15 protein-coding genes and 2 pseudogenes are annotated in these 19,988 nt (G+C 69.4%); 8 read left to right on the plus strand and 9 right to left on the minus strand.

The genetic code is table 11. From position 1 onward, the window contains the following. Positions 1-28: 28 nt before the first annotated feature. Positions 29-481 carry a MarR family winged helix-turn-helix transcriptional regulator gene (locus tag ABTY98_RS18225; protein ID WP_352221921.1) on the plus strand — a complete coding sequence of 151 codons (453 nt, stop codon included), beginning with the start codon at positions 29-31 and terminating at the stop codon, positions 479-481. A gap of 143 nt (positions 482-624) precedes the next feature. Here ABTY98_RS18225 and ABTY98_RS18230 read toward each other — a convergent pair whose 3' ends face one another. The 7 genes from ABTY98_RS18230 to ABTY98_RS18260 form a co-directional block, all read right to left on the minus strand. Next, a complete protein-coding gene (locus ABTY98_RS18230) occupies positions 625-1,197 on the minus strand; it encodes a glycosyltransferase (protein WP_352221922.1) in 573 nt (190 codons plus the stop codon). Positions 1,198-1,434: 237 nt separating this feature from the next. Beyond that, positions 1,435-2,355, minus strand: a complete 921-nt coding sequence (locus ABTY98_RS18235) for a carbohydrate ABC transporter permease (protein WP_352221923.1) — start codon at positions 2,353-2,355, stop codon at positions 1,435-1,437. Beyond that, complete coding sequence (locus ABTY98_RS18240; protein ID WP_352221924.1) at positions 2,352-3,287, minus strand: carbohydrate ABC transporter permease; 936 nt, start codon at positions 3,285-3,287, stop codon at positions 2,352-2,354. Before ABTY98_RS18240 ends, ABTY98_RS18235 begins: the two co-directional genes overlap by 4 nt. Further along, positions 3,284-4,672 (minus strand): ABC transporter substrate-binding protein, encoded by a 1,389-nt coding sequence (locus ABTY98_RS18245; RefSeq protein ID WP_352221925.1) that lies wholly within the window; start codon positions 4,670-4,672, stop codon positions 3,284-3,286. The genes ABTY98_RS18240 and ABTY98_RS18245 overlap by 4 nt, the downstream gene beginning before the upstream one ends. A gap of 38 nt (positions 4,673-4,710) precedes the next feature. Next, positions 4,711-5,811: an enolase C-terminal domain-like protein gene (locus ABTY98_RS18250; protein ID WP_352221926.1), complete on the minus strand. Its 1,101-nt coding sequence runs from the start codon at positions 5,809-5,811 to the stop codon at positions 4,711-4,713. A gap of 63 nt (positions 5,812-5,874) precedes the next feature. Beyond that, entirely contained in the window at positions 5,875-9,138 is a 3,264-nt protein-coding gene (locus ABTY98_RS18255; RefSeq protein WP_352221927.1) for a discoidin domain-containing protein, read from the minus strand. 125 nt (positions 9,139-9,263) lie between these two features. Continuing rightward, complete coding sequence (locus tag ABTY98_RS18260) at positions 9,264-10,121, minus strand: FadR/GntR family transcriptional regulator (RefSeq protein ID WP_352221928.1); 858 nt, start codon at positions 10,119-10,121, stop codon at positions 9,264-9,266. A gap of 254 nt (positions 10,122-10,375) precedes the next feature. Here ABTY98_RS18260 and ABTY98_RS18265 point away from each other — a divergent pair, with 254 nt between their 5' ends. The 6 genes from ABTY98_RS18265 to ABTY98_RS18290 all read left to right on the plus strand — a co-directional run bounded on the left by ABTY98_RS18265 (position 10,376) and on the right by ABTY98_RS18290 (position 17,022). Next, positions 10,376-11,428, plus strand: a complete 1,053-nt coding sequence (locus ABTY98_RS18265; protein WP_352221929.1) for an aldo/keto reductase — start codon at positions 10,376-10,378, stop codon at positions 11,426-11,428. Between the two features lie 8 nt (positions 11,429-11,436). Beyond that, positions 11,437-13,182, plus strand: coding sequence for a class I mannose-6-phosphate isomerase (locus ABTY98_RS18270; RefSeq protein WP_352221930.1), 1,746 nt, complete (start codon positions 11,437-11,439; stop codon positions 13,180-13,182). After that, a complete protein-coding gene (locus tag ABTY98_RS18275; protein WP_352221931.1) occupies positions 13,179-14,105 on the plus strand; it encodes an ROK family protein in 927 nt (308 codons plus the stop codon). Before ABTY98_RS18270 ends, ABTY98_RS18275 begins: the two co-directional genes overlap by 4 nt. A 750-nt stretch (positions 14,106-14,855) precedes the next feature. Then, a complete protein-coding gene (locus ABTY98_RS18280; RefSeq protein ID WP_352221932.1) occupies positions 14,856-15,920 on the plus strand; it encodes a Rieske 2Fe-2S domain-containing protein in 1,065 nt (354 codons plus the stop codon). Further along, complete coding sequence (locus tag ABTY98_RS18285) at positions 15,917-16,087, plus strand: hypothetical protein (protein ID WP_352221933.1); 171 nt, start codon at positions 15,917-15,919, stop codon at positions 16,085-16,087. The genes ABTY98_RS18280 and ABTY98_RS18285 overlap by 4 nt, the downstream gene beginning before the upstream one ends. Beyond that, on the plus strand, positions 16,084-17,022 hold the full coding sequence (locus ABTY98_RS18290) for a PDR/VanB family oxidoreductase (RefSeq protein ID WP_352221934.1): 939 nt from the start codon (positions 16,084-16,086) through the stop codon (positions 17,020-17,022). The genes ABTY98_RS18285 and ABTY98_RS18290 overlap by 4 nt, the downstream gene beginning before the upstream one ends. Positions 17,023-17,165: 143 nt before the next feature. On the opposite strand, the pseudogene ABTY98_RS18295 reads toward ABTY98_RS18290, so the two are convergent. Continuing rightward, positions 17,166-17,240, minus strand: a pseudogene (locus tag ABTY98_RS18295) (hypothetical protein); the annotation flags it as partial. A gap of 12 nt (positions 17,241-17,252) precedes the next feature. On the opposite strand from ABTY98_RS18295, the pseudogene ABTY98_RS18300 reads away from it, so the two are divergent. After that, a pseudogene (locus ABTY98_RS18300) lies at positions 17,253-17,805 on the plus strand (ABC transporter ATP-binding protein); the annotation flags it as partial. Here ABTY98_RS18300 and ABTY98_RS18305 read toward each other — a convergent pair. After that, positions 17,774-19,951, minus strand: coding sequence for a discoidin domain-containing protein (locus tag ABTY98_RS18305; protein ID WP_352221935.1), 2,178 nt, complete (start codon positions 19,949-19,951; stop codon positions 17,774-17,776). The pseudogene ABTY98_RS18300 and the gene ABTY98_RS18305 overlap by 32 nt on opposite strands. Positions 19,952-19,988: the final 37 nt, after the last annotated feature.

Raw genomic sequence — 19,988 nt, forward strand, 5'->3', positions numbered from 1 at the left:
ACAGGTCAGAGTATGTCAGAATACTGACATGAATCAAGACGGTGTCGACCTGGAGACGTCACTGGGCTACCTGCTGAAACAGGCGTCGAGCACGCTGCGCGCGGCCATGGAGGAGGTGCTGCGGCCGCTCGGGATGAGCGTGACGCACTACTCCTGCCTCGAGCTGCTGGCGCAACGACCGGGCTTGTCGAACTCCGAGCTCGCGAGGGGCGCGTTCGTGACACGGCAGACGATGAACGTGCTACTCCAGGCCCTGGAACGAGACGGCTACGTGATCAGGCCTGCGGAGGCACCCGTCGGGAAGGTGCTTCCCACGCGGCTCACGCCTCGCGGCCGACGAAGCCTCGAGAAGGCGAGCGCAGCCGTCCGGTCCGTCGAGGCCAGAATGCTGGCCGGCCTGACCGAGCCCGAGCAGTCAGACGCGTTCCGGATCCTGCAGAGCATGATCCATTCCCTGCGCGGTGACAACGAGGGTGCATAGCTCGTTCCGCGGCGCACGTCTCGTCGCGCTCGGACAGGAGTGCAGCCGAGCCTGAAATCCGCGTCGGCGACCTCGAAAACCGACAGACCCCGACTACACCCTCTACTGCGATGAGCCCTGAAAGGGCGACACTTTGGTCCAGGTCACAGGAGCGCTTGCACGGCCTCCACCCACTGCTTGGTCCCCGCGCCCATCTGGTCCGCGAGGAACGTGCTGCGGGCGAAGGAGGAGGCGACCGCCGTAGCCCGGCGCTCCCCTTCCGGGTACAGCTCCCTGATCGCCGCCACCCACGAGCGGACATCCGCGCGGTCGATGAACGTGCCCGCATCTCCGAGGGCCTCGCGCAGGCCCGGCGTGGGGTGGGCGATGACGGGGATACCGGAGGCGAGGGCCTCCACCGCGGCCATGTCGAACGACTCGTAGATGCTGGGCATCATCAACACCCGGGTCTGTGCCCGCACGTCGCCTCGCATGTCGGAGGTCTGGGGGATGACGCGCATGTTCCGCAGCACCGGGCGCAGGATCTGCTTGCCGTGGCCGCCGGTGACGCCGAGGAACGGCGTGGACCGCAAATGGGCGGCGGCCCCGCGCCACGTGTCCACGCCCTTATGCCGGTTGAGGTTGACCAGGGTGACCCGGTCCCCCGTCTTCGGGGCGCGGTGCTCGTCCGGGACCCAGTCGGTGTTGTAGATGCACAGGTCCGGCCACAGGGCCACGGGGCGGGCTGCGATATCGAAGTCGACAGTTCTGGGAGGGATGCGAGCAGCTACCTGGGCGAGGCGTTCCGGAGCGATGCTGCGGCGCCCCGCGCCGCAGGGTTCAGGATCGGATTCCCTCCCCGCCTCAAGGCGGGGATTCCCTCCGAAGAAGAGGGATGGCCAAGATGGTCGGTGATCTCGCCCTCCAGGGCGGACTCCAGGATCTTCTTCGTCAGCTGCTCGAGGAGCCGCGGGTCATTCCTTGGTCGAGCCGGCGAGCATTCCGGAGACGAGGGTGCGCTGCGAGAAGAGGAAGAGCACAAGGACCGGCAGAATGGCCACAATGATGGCGAGGGCCAGCTCCGGGACCGTGATGTCCAGGCCGGCGCCGGCGACCGGATTGAAGGAGGGCGTGGAGGACAGTAGTTGGTTCAGGCCGACCTGGACCGGGAACTGATCGCTGTTGGGCAGCACGAGGTAGGGCAGGAAGAAGTTGTTCCAGTTGCCGACGAAGCTGAAGAACGCCACCAGCCCGACCACGGGCTTGGCCAGCGGCAGGGCGATCCGGGCGAAGATCTGCCACTCGGAGCAGCCGTCGATGCGTGCGGCCGACAGGAGTTCGCGCGGCAGGCTGGTCGCGAAGTAGATGTACACCAGGTACACGCCGAAGGGGTAGAACGAGAACGGCAGGATGACCGACCAGGCCGTGCCGATCAGGTGGAAGCGGTTCAGTTCCAGGAAGATCGGCAGCACCAGCGTCGCCGAAGGCATGATCATGGTGATGAGCGTGATGGTGAGCAGGGTCCGGCGGCCGCGGAAGCGGGTCAGTGCCAGCGCGTAGCCGGCCGGCACACTGGTCAGCAGGGTGAGCAGCAGTGAAGCGCCCGAGTAGAGCGCGGAGTTGCGGAGCCAGACCAGCATGGCGCCGTTCTGGAAGGCGAACAGATGCCGCCACGCGGTACCGATGCGGGAGAAGGACCCGAAGGACAGCGGCGCGTCGCGGATCATCTGATCGGCGGTCTTCGACGGGGCGAGCAGCAGCCACAGCACCGGCAGGACGAAGAAGACCACCAGGGCCGTGAGCAGCACCCAGATGACGAGCGCGGACACGGCACGGGAGGGCGCCCGGCGTCGTACGGCTGCGGGCCGGGCAGCGGCGGAAGCGGTAAGCGTCATTTCTCGTCCATCGTGAACATGTTGGTACGCGAAACCAGCAGGCCCGCGCAGATGAGGCCGAGCGCCAGCAGGAAGACCGAGATGGCGGCGGCACCGTTGAAGTCGCCCTGCTGGAAGGCGAAGGTGTACGCCAGTTGGTTGGGTGACCAGGTCGGGTCGACCCGGCCGAGGCTCGCGGTCTGCAGGAGTTGCGGCTCGACGAACAACTGGGTGCCGCCGGCGAAAGCGAGGATCGTCATGTAAGCGATCCACTGCCTGATCATGGGAATCTGGATGTGCCAGGCGGTCTGCCACGGCCCGGCACCGTCCACCCGCGCTGCCTCCAGCACCTCGTCGGGGATGTTGTTGAGCGCCCCGTACATCACGACCATCCAGCCTCCGGCGCCGGTCCAGAAGGCGATCAGGACGAAGATCACCGGGAGGTTGCCGGGGGCGAGCACCGCGGCGAACGTGTGGAAGCCGAGCGCTTCCACCAGCCAGGAGACGGGGCTGACGTCGGGATCGAGCATGAACAGCCAGACCAGGACGCTCGCCACGCCGGCCAGCGCCCCCGGGATGTAGTAGAGGAATCGCAGCAGCGCGGACAGCCCGGGTCGCATGCGGTCGCGCAACGCGACGGCGGTCACGACCGTCAGGACGACGAGCAGGACGAGCCACATCGCCAGGTAGACCACGATGTGGGCGAAGGCCGGCGCGAAGCGGTAGTCCTGGGCGACCTTGACGAACTGTTTGATGCCGGTGAACTGGCCCCGGTCGTTGGTCACCGACAGGTAGAGGGCGTAGCCGGTGGGGAAGACGCCGAAGGCGAGCAGCAGGATCGTGTAGCCCGCGACGAAGAAGTAACCGGCCGGGCCGCCGGCCCTTCCCCGCCGCGGTGTCACACCGGGACGAAAAACGGGGCCGGCGGCCTGCCGGGTGTCGAGCAGTGTCATTGCGTGGTCACCTTGTAGCCGCGGGCCTTGGCTTCGTCGGCGATGGCGGACTGCCAGGCGGGCAGTGTCGCGGTGAGCGACTTGCCGGACGTCAGCGCCGGGAGGACGACGCTGGACCAGGCGGTGGCGTCGCTGAAACGGGTGTTGCCCCAGCCGGTCCAGACCTCGTCGGCGGCCTGCTGGAAGGCATCGCCGACGTCGCCTGCGAAGTACTTCTTGATGTCGGGGTTGGCCAGCCAGGCCTTGGCCGCGGGTGCGTAGGCGGGGTAGGTCGGGGCCTTCGCCTGGTTCGCGTCGGACGTCGTCAGCCAGGTGACGACGTCGGTGGCCGCCTTCAGGTTGGCGCTGTGCGAGGAGACCATCCACACGCCGCCGCCGACGTTGCCCGTCGCGCGGGTCGTCTCACCGGGCCAGGACAGTGGCGGGGCCGCCGCGATCTGGCCTGCGGGTACCTTGAAGGCGGCGTTGAACAGGTACTGGCCGTACCAGGAGGGGCCGTAGGCCATGACGACCTTGCGGCCGCTGGTCTTGGCGAAGCCCTGGCTGAAGAAGCCCTGCGTGCTGACCGCCTTGGCCGAGATCAGGGAGTCGAGCAGCTTGCTCATGCGGGTGCACTTCTCGTCCTGCAGGGCGACCCGCAGGTGGTCGGTTCCCTTGAGGTCGAAGGCCGGGCACTGGCTGGACCACAGGTAGGACTCCTGGGAGTTGGTGTCCCCGATCGAGCCGACAAGGTAGCCGGGATGCTCCTTGGCGATCCTCAGGCCGAGCGCCTGGTACTCCGGCCAGGTGGTGGGAACCTGGTAACCCCACTTGTCCAGCTGTGTTTTGTTGTACCAGAGCACCACCTGGGCGATGTCGTTGCGCAGACAGTAGGTGTGCCCGCCGGCCTGGCAGGGTGCCAGGGAGCCGTGGGCGAAGTTGCCCAGGGTCTGCTGTGGGACCAGTCCCTGGTCGAGGGGGGCCACGAAGGGGGTGGCTCCGGACTTGGTCGGTGTGGTCGCCCAGGTGACGTCGGTGGGGGTGCCGAAGACGACGTCCGGCCAGCCGTTGCCGGTGCGGTCGAAGAGCTGCACCTTGGTCTGGAGATAGGTCGAGCCGTCGGCACCGCCGTCGTAGGTGACGATGTTCAACTTCGCGCCGGGGTGCGTCCTTTGGTACTCCTGCACGGCGGGCAGCCGGGTGGAGTCCGCCCAGACCGTGATCTTCGCCGTTCCGTCCTGCTTGACCGGGGTGAACTTGCCGGTGCCGGCCTCCTTGGCGGAGGACGTGTCGGCACTGGCGCAGCCGGTCAGCGCGGTGGCCGCGCACAGGGCGAGGACGGCCGCGGCGGTTCTCAGGGTTCTGCGGCGGGTGCGGGCGGGGCCGGGGATTGCGGAAGACGCCATTGTCTTGCCTTTCTGTTCTCACATGCGGGCGACGTGGTTCAGCCGGCGGCCGGCTCGACGAAGCGTTTGAGTTCGTTGCCGTAGGCGTAGTCGAGGGGAAGGGCGATGCCCGGTCCTGTGGGTGCGTGCACGAGGCCGCGGGCGTCGACGTGGCGCTCGCGCACGACCGTCGTGGCGGTGACGAGCGACTCGTAGTAGGTGGTGTTGGAGATGGCCATGCACAGGTGGTGGTTGGGGATGTCGGAGCCGTGCACCTCTGCGCGGAGCCGGTAGGCGTCGGCCAGGTGGGCGGTGCGCATGGCTCCGGTGATGCCGCCACGAAGGATGGTGCCCACCCTTACGCCGAAGGTGGCGGCGCCCGCGTTGATGAAGTCCGCCGAGTTCATGTGGGCGCCGTCTGAGGTCTCGGCCACCAGGAGTGGGACACCGACGGACTCGGCGAGCCGCCGGTACGCGGTGATGCTGAACTCCCGCATCGGCTCCTCGTACCAGAGGTAGCCGGCCTCGGTGAGCGTCCGGCCCAGGTGGATGGCCTCGGGCAGGTCGAATCCTGCGGAGCCGTCGTACATCAGGGGTACGTCGGGGCCCACGTGGTGGCGCAGGGCCAGGCACAGGGCGGCGTCTCTTCGGGCGTCGCCCCAGGCGTGCAGTTTGATGCCGCGGTAGCCGGCGGCCAGGCACTGGTCGGCGACGTCGAGGAACTCCTCGGTGGAGGCGAAGGTGGACGTGGAGGCGTAGGCGGGTATCTCGGTGCGGAAGCCGCCGAGGAGCTGCCAGACCGGCTGGTCGTTCATCCGGCCCGCGAGGTCCCACAGGGCGGTGTCGACGAGGCCGAAGGCGGGCAGCGGCAGTTCCTGGATGCGGTCGAGTTCCCAGACCCGGTGCCAGAGCCATTCCCTCTGGAGTGGGTCCTGGCCGAGGAGTTCCTCGCGGAAGACCCGGTCGACCAGGTCCTCCAGCACCGCGGCCGCTCCCGGGCGGGCGAACAGCGCGACTCCTTCGGCGCCTGCGTCGGTGCCGATGTGCAGGACCGCGCCGTCGCCCACCGGTGCGCTGCCGCTCAGTCCGTCCCGCCAGCGGAACGCGGGGTCGGCGGCCGGGACCCCGACCCGGTGGACCTGGACATGGGTGATCTTCATGCTGCCTTTCGGCTGGGAGGACAGGGAGGCGGGGAGCTGCGGGGCAGGAGCGCGGGCTACGGGTCAGAAACCGCCGTAGACCTGGAGCGCGTAGACACTGCCGCCGTTCGAGCTGGAGTCGGTGACGGTCAGCCGGACGTAGCGTGCCGAGACCGGCGAGTCGGCGTAGGAGGTGTTCGCCGAGGTGGTGGTGGCGACGGCGGTGTGGTCGTCGAGCGTCGACCAGTTCACCCCGTCGACGGAGTACTCCATGCGGTAGCGGTAGCCGCCGCTCAGCTCGAAGGTGGTCACGACGCCCGACACCTCGGTGACCTCGCCGAGGTCGACCTGGATCCAGGACGGGTCGGGCAGGCCCCTGCCCTGTGCCCAGCGGGTGTTCGGGTCGCCGTCGACGGCGCGTTCAGGTCCGTAGTCGGCGGAGAAGGCGGAGGAGGCGGTGGCGGCCTTGCCCCGGGCGAGGTCGATGTCGTCGGGTGTGGTGAGGGCGGCGGCGGGGCTGGGTGGCGAGGCGTTCAGGGCGGCGTCACGGGCGACGACGGTGAAGGAGTAGTGCGTGCGGGGTTGGAGGTTCTCCACGTGCACACTGGTGCGGTCGGTGACGGCGACGCGGGTGCCGTCCTGGTACACCGCGTAGGAGGTCACGCCGGTGTCGTCGGTGGCGGCCGGCCAGCTCAGATACGCGGCGGTCGGCAGCACGGGGGTGACGGTGGGCTGCCCGGGGGCACCGGGCGCCTGGTGGTCGCCGCTGGGGGCCAGGGCCTTTCCGTAGACGGCGAGTTCATAGACGCTGCCGCCGTTCCGGTTGGAGTTGGTGATGGTGAGGCGCACATAGCGTCCGGTGACGGATGTGGCGGCAGGGGAGGAGGCGGTGGCCTCGGTGGTGACGCTGCCGGTGTGGTCGTCCAGGGTGGACCAGTGGGCCTCGTCGGGTGAGACCTGGATGCGGTACCGGTAGCCGTCGGCCTTCTCGAAGGTGGTGATGGCGCCGCTCACGTCGTACTGGGCGCCGAGGTCGACCTGGATCCAGGACGGGTCAGGCAGCCCCAGGCCCTGCGCCCAGCGGGTGCCCGGGTCGCCGTCCACGGCGCGTTCGGGGGTGTTGGGCTCGGAGTACGAGGAGCCGGTGACGTCCTTGCCCACCGCGATGTTCACGCCTGGGGTCATGGTCACGGTGACGGGGGGTCCGGGGCGGGACTCGTTGCCGGCCGCGTCCCGGGCGGTGACCGTGAAGGTGTGGGTGGTGCCCGGGGTCAGGCCCGTGATCAGGGCGCCTGCACCGGTGGAGGCACCGCGCGGCTCGCCGTCGCAGTAGACGGCGTACCCGGTGACACCGTTGCGGTCCTGGGAGGGAGCCCAGCTGAGGCGGGCGACGGTCGGGAAGTCGGTGTCCACGGTGGGCCTGCCGGGCGCGGTGGGCGCGGTCCGGTCGTCGGGGGCGGGGCCGGGGTCGAGGTGGCGGTAGGCGGGTTCGAGGCCCGCGTTGTTGACGATCGAGGCGGGCAGTTGATCGCAGCCGTCGACGGTCGGGTTGTCGCGGACGGTGCTGCCGGTGCTGTTGAACTGTGCCGAGTAGGCGGGCTGAGAGGTGAAGTTGTGCTCGGCGGTGATGTCCAGGCCGTGGTTCATCAGCAGCCACTGGTACGACACGTCGCAGATGGCGTTGCCGGTGGTGTGCCAGTAACGGCTTCCCTCGTCCTGGTAGATGGCGCCGTAGGCCAGGGCCGGGATCTTGTGGATGTAGTTGCCGGAGATCACGCCGCCGGGGGCGGCGCTCAGGGTGTAGATGGCGCCTCCGTCGGCCTGGTGCTTCATGATGTCGCTGATCTCGTTGTCGGTGACGATGGTGTCCCGGCTGGTGGTGGGCGTGTCGTACACCGGGACCCCGGAGTTGCCCGGATAGTTGCTGTCGCCGCCCTGGTCGGTGAGGCCCCAGCCCCAGCCGACGGAGATTCCGCTGTAGGGCAGGTCATACAGCTTGTTGTGGGTGATGACGGTGTGGTCGGTGTAGCCGGCGAGGATGCCGAGCGAACCGCGGTACTGGTCGGCGACAGCCGTCACGACGTTGTCGCGGACCGTGTTGTCCTTGGTGATCGACCGGGGGTCGCTCGGGTGGTGGTCGATGACGTCGGTGCCGCCGATCTGGATGCCGGTCGCGGCGATCTCCTTGAAGACGTTGCCGGTGATCGTGGTGCCCTGGGTACCGGTGTTGAGGTTCAGGCCGACCGCACCGAGGTGGGTGAAGAGCGAGTCCTCGACGGAGATTCCGCGTCCATAGCTGACGTTGACGGCGCCAGGGGTCTTGACCCACTTCAGGCGGGTGGAGTCGAAGTCGGGGTTGTCGTTCCCGACGATGCGGAAACCGGCCTGGCCCTCGACGAGACCGTCGTCGGAGCTGGGATCGAGCCAGGTCGAGTAGGAGAAGGTGATGCCCCTGAAGGTCACATCAGCCACGGGGTGGTCGATGGTGCCGTTCAGGTCCACCAGATCCTGGACGCGGGGCACCGTCACGGTCGCGGTCGCGAGGTCCTGGCCGGGTTCCGGCATGTAGTAGAGCTCGCCCTCGCTCTTGTCCAGATACCACTCCCCCGGGGTGTCCAGAAGTTCGCGGGCGTTCTCCAGCCAGGTCGGGTTCTGGATCTCCTGGCCCTGGTGGAGGTTGGCATTGTGGAAGCAAGGCTGCTGCATCGTCATGGTCGTGGTGCTGATCGACTTGACGGGGCAGCGGTAGAGCATCCAGCCCCAGGCGCTGACGACCTCCACGTCGGACTGGTTCTTCCAACCGGCGAGGGAGGTGTCGGTGACGGTGTAGCCCGTCGCGGTCTTGGAGAACCCCGACGGGTTCTCGGGCCCGCGGGCACGCGTCTGCAGTGCCCCGTTGACGTACATCTGGCGGAAGTCGAGGTCGCCGACATGGGCCTTGTAGACACGGTGGCCGGCATCGGCCGGTTTCCAGCCGGTGACGGCGGTGCCGCCGCTGATGACCGGATGGGCGCCCGCTGCCGCCTCGTAGACCACGCGGTGCCCGTTGGTGCCGGAGTCGGCACTGGTCAGCTCGAAGGTGTCGGTGAGCTGGTAGGTGCCGCTGAGCATTTCGACATGGATGTCGCGGTGCATGTCCCGGTTGATCAGGCGGACCTGCGCCCTGGCGCGCTGCAGGGTTCGGAACGGACGGCCCTGGGTCCCGGGCCAGTTGTCGCGGCCCTGAGAAGGGGAGACATAGACGCTGATGGCCCGGGGCGCAACGGGAGTTCGAGCCGCGGCGGTGCCCGGCGGGACGGCGGCGGTGACAACCACGGGTATGGCGGCGATGACGGTGGCTCTCCGCACCAGGGCGCGGAGAAAGACAGGAATTCTCGACACTGAAAGTTCCAATCACGTGCCGGGGAGGGAAGGTGAGTCTCCGCCCGTCGTACGGGTGGGTCGCCTGGGTCGCTCGGTGATGCGAGGACCGGTCAGGACGCGGAGGTGTGCGTACCAGGGGGTGGGGTCGCGCCCCGCGGCGGCCGCGCGGGGGTGGCGGCAGATGGCGGTTGCTGCGTGCCGGCGCGGTCGGACATGTTGAAGAGCCGGTCGCGGATCTTGCGCTCGAATTGGGCCTGGGTGGTCCCTATGTGGGCGGTCATCTGCTCCACAGCGGCTTCGGCCTCGCCCGCCGCGATGGCCTCGGCGATGGCGACGTGCTGGTTGCCGGCCACCTCGATCGACCCCGGGACGTCTCCGTGGAAGAGCAGCACGTCCGACTGGGCAGCGAAGCGGCGGATGTTGGCGACGCTCGACCGCAGGAACACGTTGTGTGCGGCGACGCTGACCGCGTCGTGGAACAGGGCGTCCGCGCGGGCGAACGGTTGAACGTCCCCGGTCCGGGCGGCCGCGAGCGAGTCCTGGGCGTGCTCGCGTATGGCGCGCACCTCGATCGGAGTGGCGAGCGCCGCGGCGCGCCGCGCTGTCTCGGCCTCGATCAGGCGGCGGTAGTCGAGGAGCATCAGCAGGTGCTCCATGTTGGTGGGCTGGAAGTGAGAGAGCTGGTCGTCGACCAGCGCGCTGGTCGAGGCGGCAACGAAGATACCGGCGCCCTTACGGACGCTCAACCGGCCTATCGCGGCCAGGACCTTGACGGCCTCACGAGTGACGTTGCGGGACGCGCCCAGGATTTCCGCGAGGCCCTGTTCGGTGGGGAGCCGATCACCGGGCAGCAGATCCTCCTCGGCGATGTACGTCAGCAACTGCTCCGCGACGCGTTCGTACCCGGGGCGGTAGCGGTCCGTCGGGTCACTCGCTCCTACGGCACCGGGGGTGGGCACGTCTGGCACCGGACGACCTCCTCGCGGCTCGAATGCTTCAGATCTATCGGCGCGGCAACTATGGCACCGGGCCTACTGGATGGGAAGCATCCGGTCGAGAGAATTCCTCCGCTTGTGGTCGAGTGATGCCGTATCCGCGGACGGCATCGTTTCTTTGGTTCCGGCCGTTGCATTGCCCGCGACCTCATACGTATCGTCCTCGCGCCGGATGAAGCAGATGCATCGGAAGCATCGGGCTCCAACGCCAGCGAGAGGCGCAGCCGTTGAAGCACTACGCCCATCCCTGCGAACCCCGCGATCCGCACCGCCGACACTCCGACTCCCGCCGCCTCGGCGCCACCGCCGTCCACGTCAGCCGCCTCGGACTCGGTGCCGCGCCCCTGGGCAACCTCCACTCCCCACTTGACGAGAGCGAGGCCGCGGCCACCGTCGACGCTGCCTGGGAGTGCGGCGTGCGGTACTTCGACACCGCGCCGCACTACGGCCTCGGACTGTCGGAACGCCGCCTCGGCGCCGCCCTGGCGGGCCGGCCACGAGCGCGGTTCACCGTCTCGACCAAGGTGGGGCGGCTGCTGGTGCCCAACCCCGCGCGCACCGGTTCCGACGTCCCCGTCGGCGGTTTCGCCGTACCCGACACACTCACCAGGCAGCCGGACTACTCACGCGACGGAGTCATGCGCAGCCTGGACAGCAGCCTGCGCAGGCTCCGGCTGGACCGGGTCGACCTCGTCCTCGTCCACGACCCCGACGACCACATGGACACCGCGATCGATCAGGCGTTGCCCGCCCTGGCGGAGCTGCGCGACCAGGGCGTGATCGGTGCCATCGGGGCGGGGATGAACACCGTCGCCCCACTGATGAGGATCGTCACCGAGACCGACGTGGACGCCGTCATGGTGGCCGGGCGGTGGACACTCGTGGACCGCTCCGCCGGACCGCTGCTCGACCTCTGTGCCGAACGCGGAGTCTCCGTGATCGCTGCCGCTCCCTTCAACTCCGGCGTGCTCGCCACCCCCTGGCCGTCGAACGACGCGTTCTTCGACTACGGACCCGCCCCCGCAGCGGTGCTGAGGGACGCACACGCCCTGGCCAAGGTCTGCGTACGGCGGCAGGTCGCCCTGCCGCACGCCGCCCTGCGGTTCCCGCTACGCCACCCGGCCGTGGCCTGCGTCGTGGCCGGCGCCCGCTCGGCGGCGCAGGCACGGTCCGCCGCCCACCGGGTGGCAGAGGACCTGAGCCCGGACGACTGGGCGGCGATTTCGGCAGTTCCCCTGACCTTCGGCACTCCAGCGGCCATCCCCGGCAGCACCCCGTGATCCGCCCCATGATCAAGGAAGCAGTAGACCCCACCATGACGCCTCCCGCCGGTGTTCCCACCTACGACGCCACCCCCCGCCAGTCCCCCTGCGGCGGCACGGTCGACCGCGGATGGGCCCCCGCCCTCACCGCTCTGCCGGACGGACCGGGCGTCCTCGCCCTGGACGGGCCCGCCATCCTGGACTGGAGCGCCGCCGCCGAGGACCTACGCAAAGCGGCGGCACAGCTGGGCCTGCCCCTGACCTTCCTGGACGTACGCGAACACTTCGCTCCATGGGAGGTGATCGACAAGGCGACCCGTTCCGCCCGACTCCCCGACGACCCTCACTTCGCTCCCCTCGCCGACGGCACCCTCGCCGACCTTTTCGACAGCCCTCCCCACCCTCCTCGCCCCGGCGTCGGCTACACCATCGTCCTCGGCCCCGGCGCGGCGCTCATCCCGCACGACGTCCTGTGGTACGCCGACCTGCCCAAACGTCACGCGGAAGCGGCCGTCACCGCGGGCACCGCCCGGAACCTGGGCCAGCCCGAGGGCACCGGACCAGCCACCACCAAGCGGCTGTTCTACATCGACTGGCCGCTGCTGGACCGGCACCGCGAAACCCTCGCGCCCCGCATCGACCGCTGGTTCGACCTGCAGGACGCCCACAGCCCTGCCTCCCTGGACGGCGGGACCCTGCGCCGCACCGCCGCCCAGCTGGCCACCCGCCCCTTCCGCACCCGCCCCACCTTCAACTCCACCTCCTGGGGAGGCCACTGGGCCCAGCGCACCCTCGGCATGAACCCCCACGCCCGCAACACCGCCCTCGGCTACGAACTCATCGCCCCCGAATCCGGCGTGCTGATCGGCGACGGCTCCGAGGCCCAGGTGGAGGTTCCCTTCCAGGTGCTGGTCGGTCTGCACCCCCGCGAGATCATGGGCGAGCCCGGGCACCGCACCTTCGGCACCTCCTTCCCGTTGCGATTCGACTACCTGGACACGGTCGACGGCGGCAGCCTCTCCGTCCACTGCCACCCCCGGTCCGACTACATGCGCGAGGTGTTCGGCTGGCCCTACACCCAGCACGAGACCTACTACGTGATGACCGGCGGCCAGGATGCCAAGGTCTATCTCGGACTACGAGAGGACGCTGACCTGGAGCGCTTCGAGAGGGAGGCGCATGCGGCGAACGAGCACAGCCGGCCCTTCGACATCGAGCGCTACGTGGGCGCCTTCCCCGCGGAGGCGCACCAGCTGTTCCTGATCCCCGCCGGCACGCCGCACGGAAGTGGGCGCGGCAACGTGGTGCTGGAGATCAGCGCCACCCCGTACCTGTACTCGCTGCGCTTCTACGACTGGCTCCGCAAGGACGCCGAGGGTGCGCAGCGCCCCGTCCACGTCGACCACGCCTTCCGTAACCTCGACCGCGAGCGCTCGGGCGCCGCCGTCCCCGACACCCTCATCCAGCACCCACGGACCCTGCGCGAGGGCCACGGGTGGCGAGAGGAGGTCATCGGCTCCCTGTCGGAGATGTTCTTCGAGGTACGGCGAACCGTGCTCGGCCCCGGCAGCCGCGCCGAAGACGACACCGTGGACCGCTTCCACATCCTCAACGTGGTCGAAGGCGGCGGCGCCCTGATCGAGACCCACAGCGGGCACCGCCTGCCACTGGCCTACGCCGAGACCGTGGTCCTGCCGGCCACGGTGGGGGGCTACACCCTCACACCGCTGGGGGCGGGCGGCGCCCGGGTGGTGAAGGCGCTGCTCCGGTGAGACTCCCCGCGGACATCCCCGTCCTCGAGATCGGCGGCAGCCATGTGTCGGCCGCCCTCGTCGACCCGGTGACCGGCTTGATGCGGGCGGGCACGCACCGACGCATCACCCTCGCGCCCCAGGGCGACGCACGGGAGATCGTGGACCGCGTCGCCCGCTGCGCGGCGCTGCTGCCCACTGCGGCCTCCGACTGGGGCATCGCCCTGCCCGGCCCCTTCGACTATGCCGCCGGGGTGGCGTGGTACCACGGCGTCGGGAAGTTCGACGCCTTGTACGGGATGGATCTCGGCCGGGCGCTCCGGGTCGCCCTCGGGGAGCGGATGACCGCCGCGGCCTTCGTCAACGATGCCCACGCCTTCCTGCTGGGCGAGGCCGCCGTCGGAGCTGCGGCGGGACACCGCCGCGCCGTGGGAATCACGCTCGGTACCGGGGTGGGCTCGGCTGTCCTCCGCGATGGAAGGCTCGTCTGCTCCGGCCCCCACGTTCCCCCCGAAGGCCGCGTCGACCTGCTGGGCGTCGATGGGGGGCCGCTGGAGGATACCGTGTCCAGCCGCGCCGTCGTCCGGCGGTTCACGGCTCTTTCGGGGCCGAAGGCCGCGGCCGCGGTGACGGGCGTACGCGACGTGGCCGAACAGGCACGGGCCGGGTCCGGCCCGGCCCGTGCCGCACTGGACGAGACCTTCGAGGCGCTGGGCCGCGCGCTCGGCCCGTGGATCATCGGTTTCGGCACCTCGGTGCTGGTGGTGGGCGGCTCCATCACCGGGGCCTGGGACCTGATCGCCGAGCCCTTCACCCGCGGCCTGCGGTCCGCCGGGCCGGCGCCGCCGGAAGTGCGTCGGGCGGCCAATCCGCGGGACGCCGCGTTGATCGGAGCAGCGCTGGCCGGCCGCGTCCCGGCCTGCGGGCATCTTCGACCGCCCTGAGCGGCTCGCCCAGCCGCGCCGCTCATTCGTCCGCGCCGCTCGGCGGGGCGGAAGAGGCCCAGCCTCGTGGCAAGCGTGCTCCTCATGGAAGATCTCCGGGTCGGGCGTGGTGAAGTGCACCGGGTGGATCCGGCCGTCCATGAGCCGCTGGCCCGTCGCCTTGTCGACCCCTGCCCGTACCACCGCTGACGGCGCGCTGTCGACTCGCCATGCTTTCCCACAGACGGCAAAGCCCACTCCGAACCCATGCAGCGCTCCGCTTTGCTCCTGCCCACTGACCGGGCAGCCAAGATCCGGACCATTCCCGTGGTCAGCAGCGTGTCAGACCTGTACCACCAGCAGACCAAGAACCTGCCGGTGACCGCCCCTCGACCCTCGCGTTCGGCAGCCGCTCACACGGCCCAGCGTCATGAAGTCTGATCATGCCGTTGACCTGCAACGACTCACCGGAAGAGCGAAAAGAAGGCGAATTCGACCCGGATTCGACCCCGACCTCCTCCCGTCACGACAACGACCAGAGCTAGACCGGTCATTCGTTGCAAATCATCGAAGCTGCGGCGACACGAGCCGCAGGCGAAGAACGGAAGACATCGCGGCACCCTTCACTGAGGTCGAGCACCGAGGCGTATTCAGATCAGGCCTCTGAACAGGCCTTTTATGTCAAACCTTCCGTGAGGCGGAAGAGGTATTGCGGCGCCGCGACGCCCTTCCGGACGATGTCGCCATCACCCAACGACGGGAGCCGCAGCCATGCCGCACACGACGAGTTTCGCCAGGAACCAGTGGTACGTCGCCGCCTACAGTCAGGAGGTCGGGCGGGAGTTGCTCGGGCGGACGGTTCTCGGGGAACCGCTCGTCTTCTACCGCGCCGAGGAGGACGGCAGCCCGGTCGCCCTCAGCGACCGCTGTGTGCACCGCCGTTACCCGCTGTCGGAGAGCGGACTCGACGGTGACCGGATCGTGTGCGGGTACCACGGGTTCACCTACGACCGGACCGGCGCGTGCGTGTATGTGCCGGGGCAGAAACGCATCCCCCGCACCGCCCGGGTCGCCTCCCACCCGGTGGTCGAGCAGGACTCCCTGGTGTGGGTGTGGATCGGCGACCCCGGGCTGGCGGACGCGGACGCCATCCCGCGCGCCCGGCACCTCGACTCCCCCGGCTGGACGACCGCACGGGGCATGGAGCCCATCGACGCCGACTACGGTCTCCTCGTCGACAACCTCCTCGACCTCTCCCACGAGACCTATCTGCACGGCGGCTACATAGGCACCCCGGAGGTCGCCGAGACGCCGATCACCACCGAGGTCGACGAGGGCGCCGGGATCGTGCGGGTCAGCCGGCACATGGACGACGCCGAGTGCCCGCCGTTCTACGCCCGTTCGACCGGGATCGAGGGGCGGATCACCCGCTGGCAGGACATCGAGTACCACGCGCCCTGTCTGTATCTGCTGCACAGCAGGATCGCGCCGGTCGGCGTGCTGCCGGAGGCAGACGGCAGCGATCCGAACGGCTTCCACACCGAGATCACCTACGCGATCACCCCGTCCTCGGACGGCAAGGTGTACGACTTCTGGATGGTCTCCCGGGACTGGGCGACGGACGACCCCGAGGTCACCGACTTCCTGCGGGGCAACAACCACACGGTGGTCATGCAGGACGTGGACGCCCTCAACCTCCTTCAGCGGACGCTCGGCTCGGAGCGTGCCGGCTACCAGGAGCTGAGCATCAACATCGACACCGGCGGCCTCGCCGCCCGCCGTATCCTCGCCCGGCTGGTCGAGGAGGGCGACAAGCCCGTGGAGAAGGTCCTGTGAGCACACCGACCGGGGAGATCTACCGCATCGACTGGCTGCCGGGCACCGACGTGCTGCACGGTACCTGTCACTGCGGAGCCGAGCACACCGCGCAGGACCCGGTCGAGATGTGGGAGTGGATGCTCGGACACCCCGAGGGACACCAGCCCCCGGAGCGCACCACATGAGCCTGTACGAAGCCGAACTGTCCGTCCGTGAAAAGGTGCTGGCGGCTGACGGTGTCGTCTCCCTCACTCTTCGGCATCCCCTCGGCGAGGACCTTCCGGGCTGGGAGCCGGGGGCGCATGTCGACGTCGTGCTCGGACCGGAGCTGGAGCGGCAGTTCTCGCTGTGCGGGGATCCCGGGGACCGTTTTGGCTGGCGCATAGCCGTTCTGCGGGAACCCGACGGGCGGGGCGGATCCGCCTACGTCCACGAGCGGTTGGGCGTCGGCGACAAGGTACGGGTGCGTGGACCGCGCAACCACTTCCGCCTGGAGCCGGCCCCCCGCTACCGGTTCGTCGCGGGTGGCATCGGTATCACCCCGATCCTGCCGATGCTGGCCGCCGCCGAGGCCGCGGGCGCCGAGTGGACGCTGTTGTATGGCGGGCGCACCCGGCGGTCCATGGCGTTCACCGGCGAGTTGGCGCGGTACGGCGGGGAGCGGGTCACCGTCGCCCCGCAGGACGAGAGCGGGCTGCTGGACCTCGGCCCTGTGCTGGACGACGTTCCGGACGGCACCCTCGTGTACTGCTGCGGTCCGGGGCCACTGCTGGACGCGGTGGAGGAGCGCTGCCCTGCGGGCGTGCTGCGAGTGGAGCGGTTCCAGCCGAAGGCCCGACAGGCGGCCGAGGACGGGCAGTTCGAGGTCGTCCTCGCGCAGAGCGGTCGTACCCTCACCGTCGCACCGGGCGTCTCGGTGCTCGACACCGTCCGGGCCGCCGGGGTCGAGGTGCTCTACTCCTGCGCGGAGGGCACCTGCGGCACCTGTGAGACCGACGTCCTCGAAGGCACCCCGGACCACCGGGACTCGGTGCTCAGCGAGGAGGAGCGGGCGGCCGGGGAGACCATGCTCATCTGTGTGTCGCGGTGCCGAGGGGAGCGCCTGGTGCTCGATCTGTGATCCGCAGGTCCACCTCGATCCCCGCCACCGCCGCCAGCAGAGGCGCCAGCAGGTCGCGGCGGACCGCGGTGACGGACATCCTGGCCGGAGTGCACCGCCAGGGTCACTCCGGCCACCACCTGGCCGCTCCGGTCCCGCACCGGAGCGGCGAGTGTTCTGACGCCGTCTTCCACGTCGTCTTCGGGCAGGGAATACCCCTGACGACGTATCAATTGCATGGGCGAGTATCACCGCCCGGGATGGCGTTCGTCTTCCAGGAGTACGGCCGCAGCCTGTTCCCCTGGATGCGGGTGGCCGAGAACGTTCGAACTCCCGCTGAGGCAGAAGCGGTTGACGCGCGAGCGGTGGAAGGAACTGGTTTTGGACGCGCTGCGCTCGGTCGGCCTGGCGGGCGCCGCCGGCGCCTGTCCGTGGCAGCTCTCGGTCGGTATGCAGCAGCGAGTCGCGATCGCTCGGGCCCTCGCCTACGAACCGCAGGTCGATCTGGAGGATCTGGTCCGGGGGCTGTGGCGGGAGCGCGGGATCACGATCCTGTTCGTCACCCACGACATCGACGAGGCAGTCTACCTGGGCCAGCGGATGATCGTCCTCTCCGCCTCCCCGACCGTCGTCCAGGAACAGCTGAAGGCCGATCTGCCGGACCGGCGCGACCAGTTGCACACCCGGGTCGCCCCACGCTTCGCCGAACCGCGCACCCATGTGTACGAGCAGATCCAGGCGGCGAAACGCGGGGCTCCCCCGGCGGCGGAGGTCACGACGTCAGATACGCCTCCACCTCACTGAACTGCGCGGCCGGCCAGCCGCTGTTGGCGGTGACGGTCAGCCGCAGATAGCGCAGGTTGGTGCTGCCGGGCAGGGCGACGGTTACGGTGTTGCCGGTGGCCGGGTCGAAGCGGTAGCCGGTGGAACCCACCACGGTCGAGTAGTTCGAGCCGTCGGTGCTGCCCAGCACGGTGACGGTCTGGGTGCGCGCGCCCCAGGCCGAGGACGGGGGCAGCTTCAGCACCAGTCGGCGGGCCGCGTAGGAGGAGCCGAGGTCGATGGTCAGCGACTGCGGGAAGGCGTTGTTGGTGGACTCCCAGTAGCTGCTGGCGTCGCCGTCGACCGCCTTGCCGGGGGTGTAGACGTCCTGCGAGCCGGTGGCGGTCGCCGGGCGGCCCTTGGCGAGGTTCCGGCCCGGGTCCGGGGCAGGGTTGCTCTGCCCGGGCTGCGGCCAGGTGGAGCAGTCCGACCAGGTGCTGGACCAGCCGGAGTTGCCGCCGCCGTCGGTGAGCGCGAAGGAGCCGGAGCTCGCCGGGTAGGGGCAGTTGTAGATACCGGCAGCGCCGACGCCGGTGGCGGTGACATTACGGAAGGTCGCGGAGCCCTGCGCCTCGGCCTGGACCACGACCGTCCCGGTGTTCCGCACGGTCGCGCCGGTGACGTTGACGTTCCTGACCGCGTATCCCTGGCCGCCGCCGGAGACGAACTCGAAGGCGCTGTACGGGCTGTCGGTGATCGTGGTGTTGGTGATGTTGACGGTGGCGTTGATGGCGCTGTCGTAGGAGTCGACGCGCAGCGCGCCCATCGGATGGTTCCAGTTGGGGTTGATCGCGCCCGCACGGACGAGCGTGTTGCCGTCGACCGTGATGGTGCCGGCGAGCGGGGAGAAGGGATCCGCGAACTTCTGGTTGGAGATGGCGATACCGCTGCCCAGCGCGTTGGTGTCGGAGATCAGGTTGTTCCGGACGGCGATGTCGGTACCGCCGTAGATCGCGATGCCGTTGGCCAGGTTCGGCTGCGAGATGGTGTTGTTCTCGAAGCTGGAGTTGCTGTCCGGCGAGTACAGCGACCACATGGCGAGGGAGTCGTCGCCCTGGTTGCGCAGGAAGTTGTTGCGGACGATCACGCCGTGGGCGGTGCCGTTGAGGTTGAGTCCGTCGGCGGTGGTGTCGAGGATGCGGTTGTTCTCGACGACCAGGTTGTCGTTGTTGCCCATCAGCCAGAAACCGCACTTGAGGTGCTGGATCCACATCCCGGACACCGAACTGTTCGGACCCAGTGACCCGTTGACGAAGTTGTCCGGGTTGGAGTCGACGCGTTCGGTGACCTCGCCGATCACCGCGAAGTCCTTGATGTGGACGTTCCCGGAGGAACTGGACTGGTCGATGAACCGTGAGGTGTGCACGACCGAGTACCAGTTGCCGGCACCCTGGAGGGTGACGTTCTGTACTCCGCTCAGGGACGACGTCAGCCTGTAGTCGCCCGGCGGGATCCACACCGTCCCGCCCTGTGCGGCGGCGATGGCGTCCCGGAAGGCCTGGGTGGAGTCGCCGTTGCCGCTGGGGTCCGCCCCCTTGGAGGTGACGGAGACCGACCCGGCGGGCTGTGCGGCGGCCCCGGCCACCTGCTGGAAGTCGGCCACGTCGACGGTGACCTGGGTGCCGGTGGACTCGAAGGCGACCTTGTCACCGGCCTGGACGTTCTGGCCGAGCAGCAGCCGGGCGTTGTCGAAGAAGTGGTGCTGCTTGGCGCCGGCGATCCAGCCGGTGTCGACGTAGGAGTACTTCGAGGTGACGGTCAGCGTCTTCGCCAGCTTGACCCCGTTGACGTACACGTTGAGCGTGCCTGACTGGCCGTCGGAGACGCTGTAGGAGACGTTCACGGCGTTGGACGCCTGGGGTGCGGTGAACTCGACCCGCTGTCCCGAGGTGAGGCGCACGGCCTGGCGGCCGGAGGCCTCGGAGGCGAGGGTGCCCTGGGTGTAGTCCGGGCCGATCCTGGTGCCGGTGGTGGTCGCCGCCTCCGCCTCGACCGAGGTGAAGGGCAGGCTCGCGCCCACGGCCGCGTGGGCGGCGGGCGCGATGGCGACGAGCATGCCGGCGGCGAGCGCGACAGCGGCCGCCGCGGCCGGCATGCTTCTGACACATCTGGCTGTGGTGCTCTGCATGTGCTGATCCCTTCGGTGTGGGGGTGACGGGGATAGC

Origin of the sequence: Streptomyces sp. NPDC096040, from assembly GCF_040303265.1 — a bacterium.
Lineage (GTDB): Bacteria > Actinomycetota > Actinomycetes > Streptomycetales > Streptomycetaceae > Streptomyces.

Bases quoted from the DNA above. Each gene is read 5' to 3' on its own strand.
- ABTY98_RS18225 (WP_352221921.1), top strand. From the start codon at position 29: ATGAATCAAGACGGTGTCGACCTGGAGACGTCACTGGGCTACCTGCTG.
- ABTY98_RS18235 (WP_352221923.1), bottom strand. From the start codon at position 2,355: ATGACGCTTACCGCTTCCGCCGCTGCCCGGCCCGCAGCCGTACGACGC.
- ABTY98_RS18240 (WP_352221924.1), bottom strand. From the start codon at position 3,287: ATGACACTGCTCGACACCCGGCAGGCCGCCGGCCCCGTTTTTCGTCCC.
- ABTY98_RS18245 (WP_352221925.1), bottom strand. From the start codon at position 4,672: ATGGCGTCTTCCGCAATCCCCGGCCCCGCCCGCACCCGCCGCAGAACC.
- ABTY98_RS18250 (WP_352221926.1), bottom strand. From the start codon at position 5,811: ATGAAGATCACCCATGTCCAGGTCCACCGGGTCGGGGTCCCGGCCGCC.
- ABTY98_RS18270 (WP_352221930.1), top strand. From the start codon at position 11,437: ATGATCAAGGAAGCAGTAGACCCCACCATGACGCCTCCCGCCGGTGTT.
- ABTY98_RS18280 (WP_352221932.1), top strand. From the start codon at position 14,856: ATGCCGCACACGACGAGTTTCGCCAGGAACCAGTGGTACGTCGCCGCC.
- ABTY98_RS18290 (WP_352221934.1), top strand. From the start codon at position 16,084: ATGAGCCTGTACGAAGCCGAACTGTCCGTCCGTGAAAAGGTGCTGGCG.
- ABTY98_RS18305 (WP_352221935.1), bottom strand. From the start codon at position 19,951: ATGCAGAGCACCACAGCCAGATGTGTCAGAAGCATGCCGGCCGCGGCG.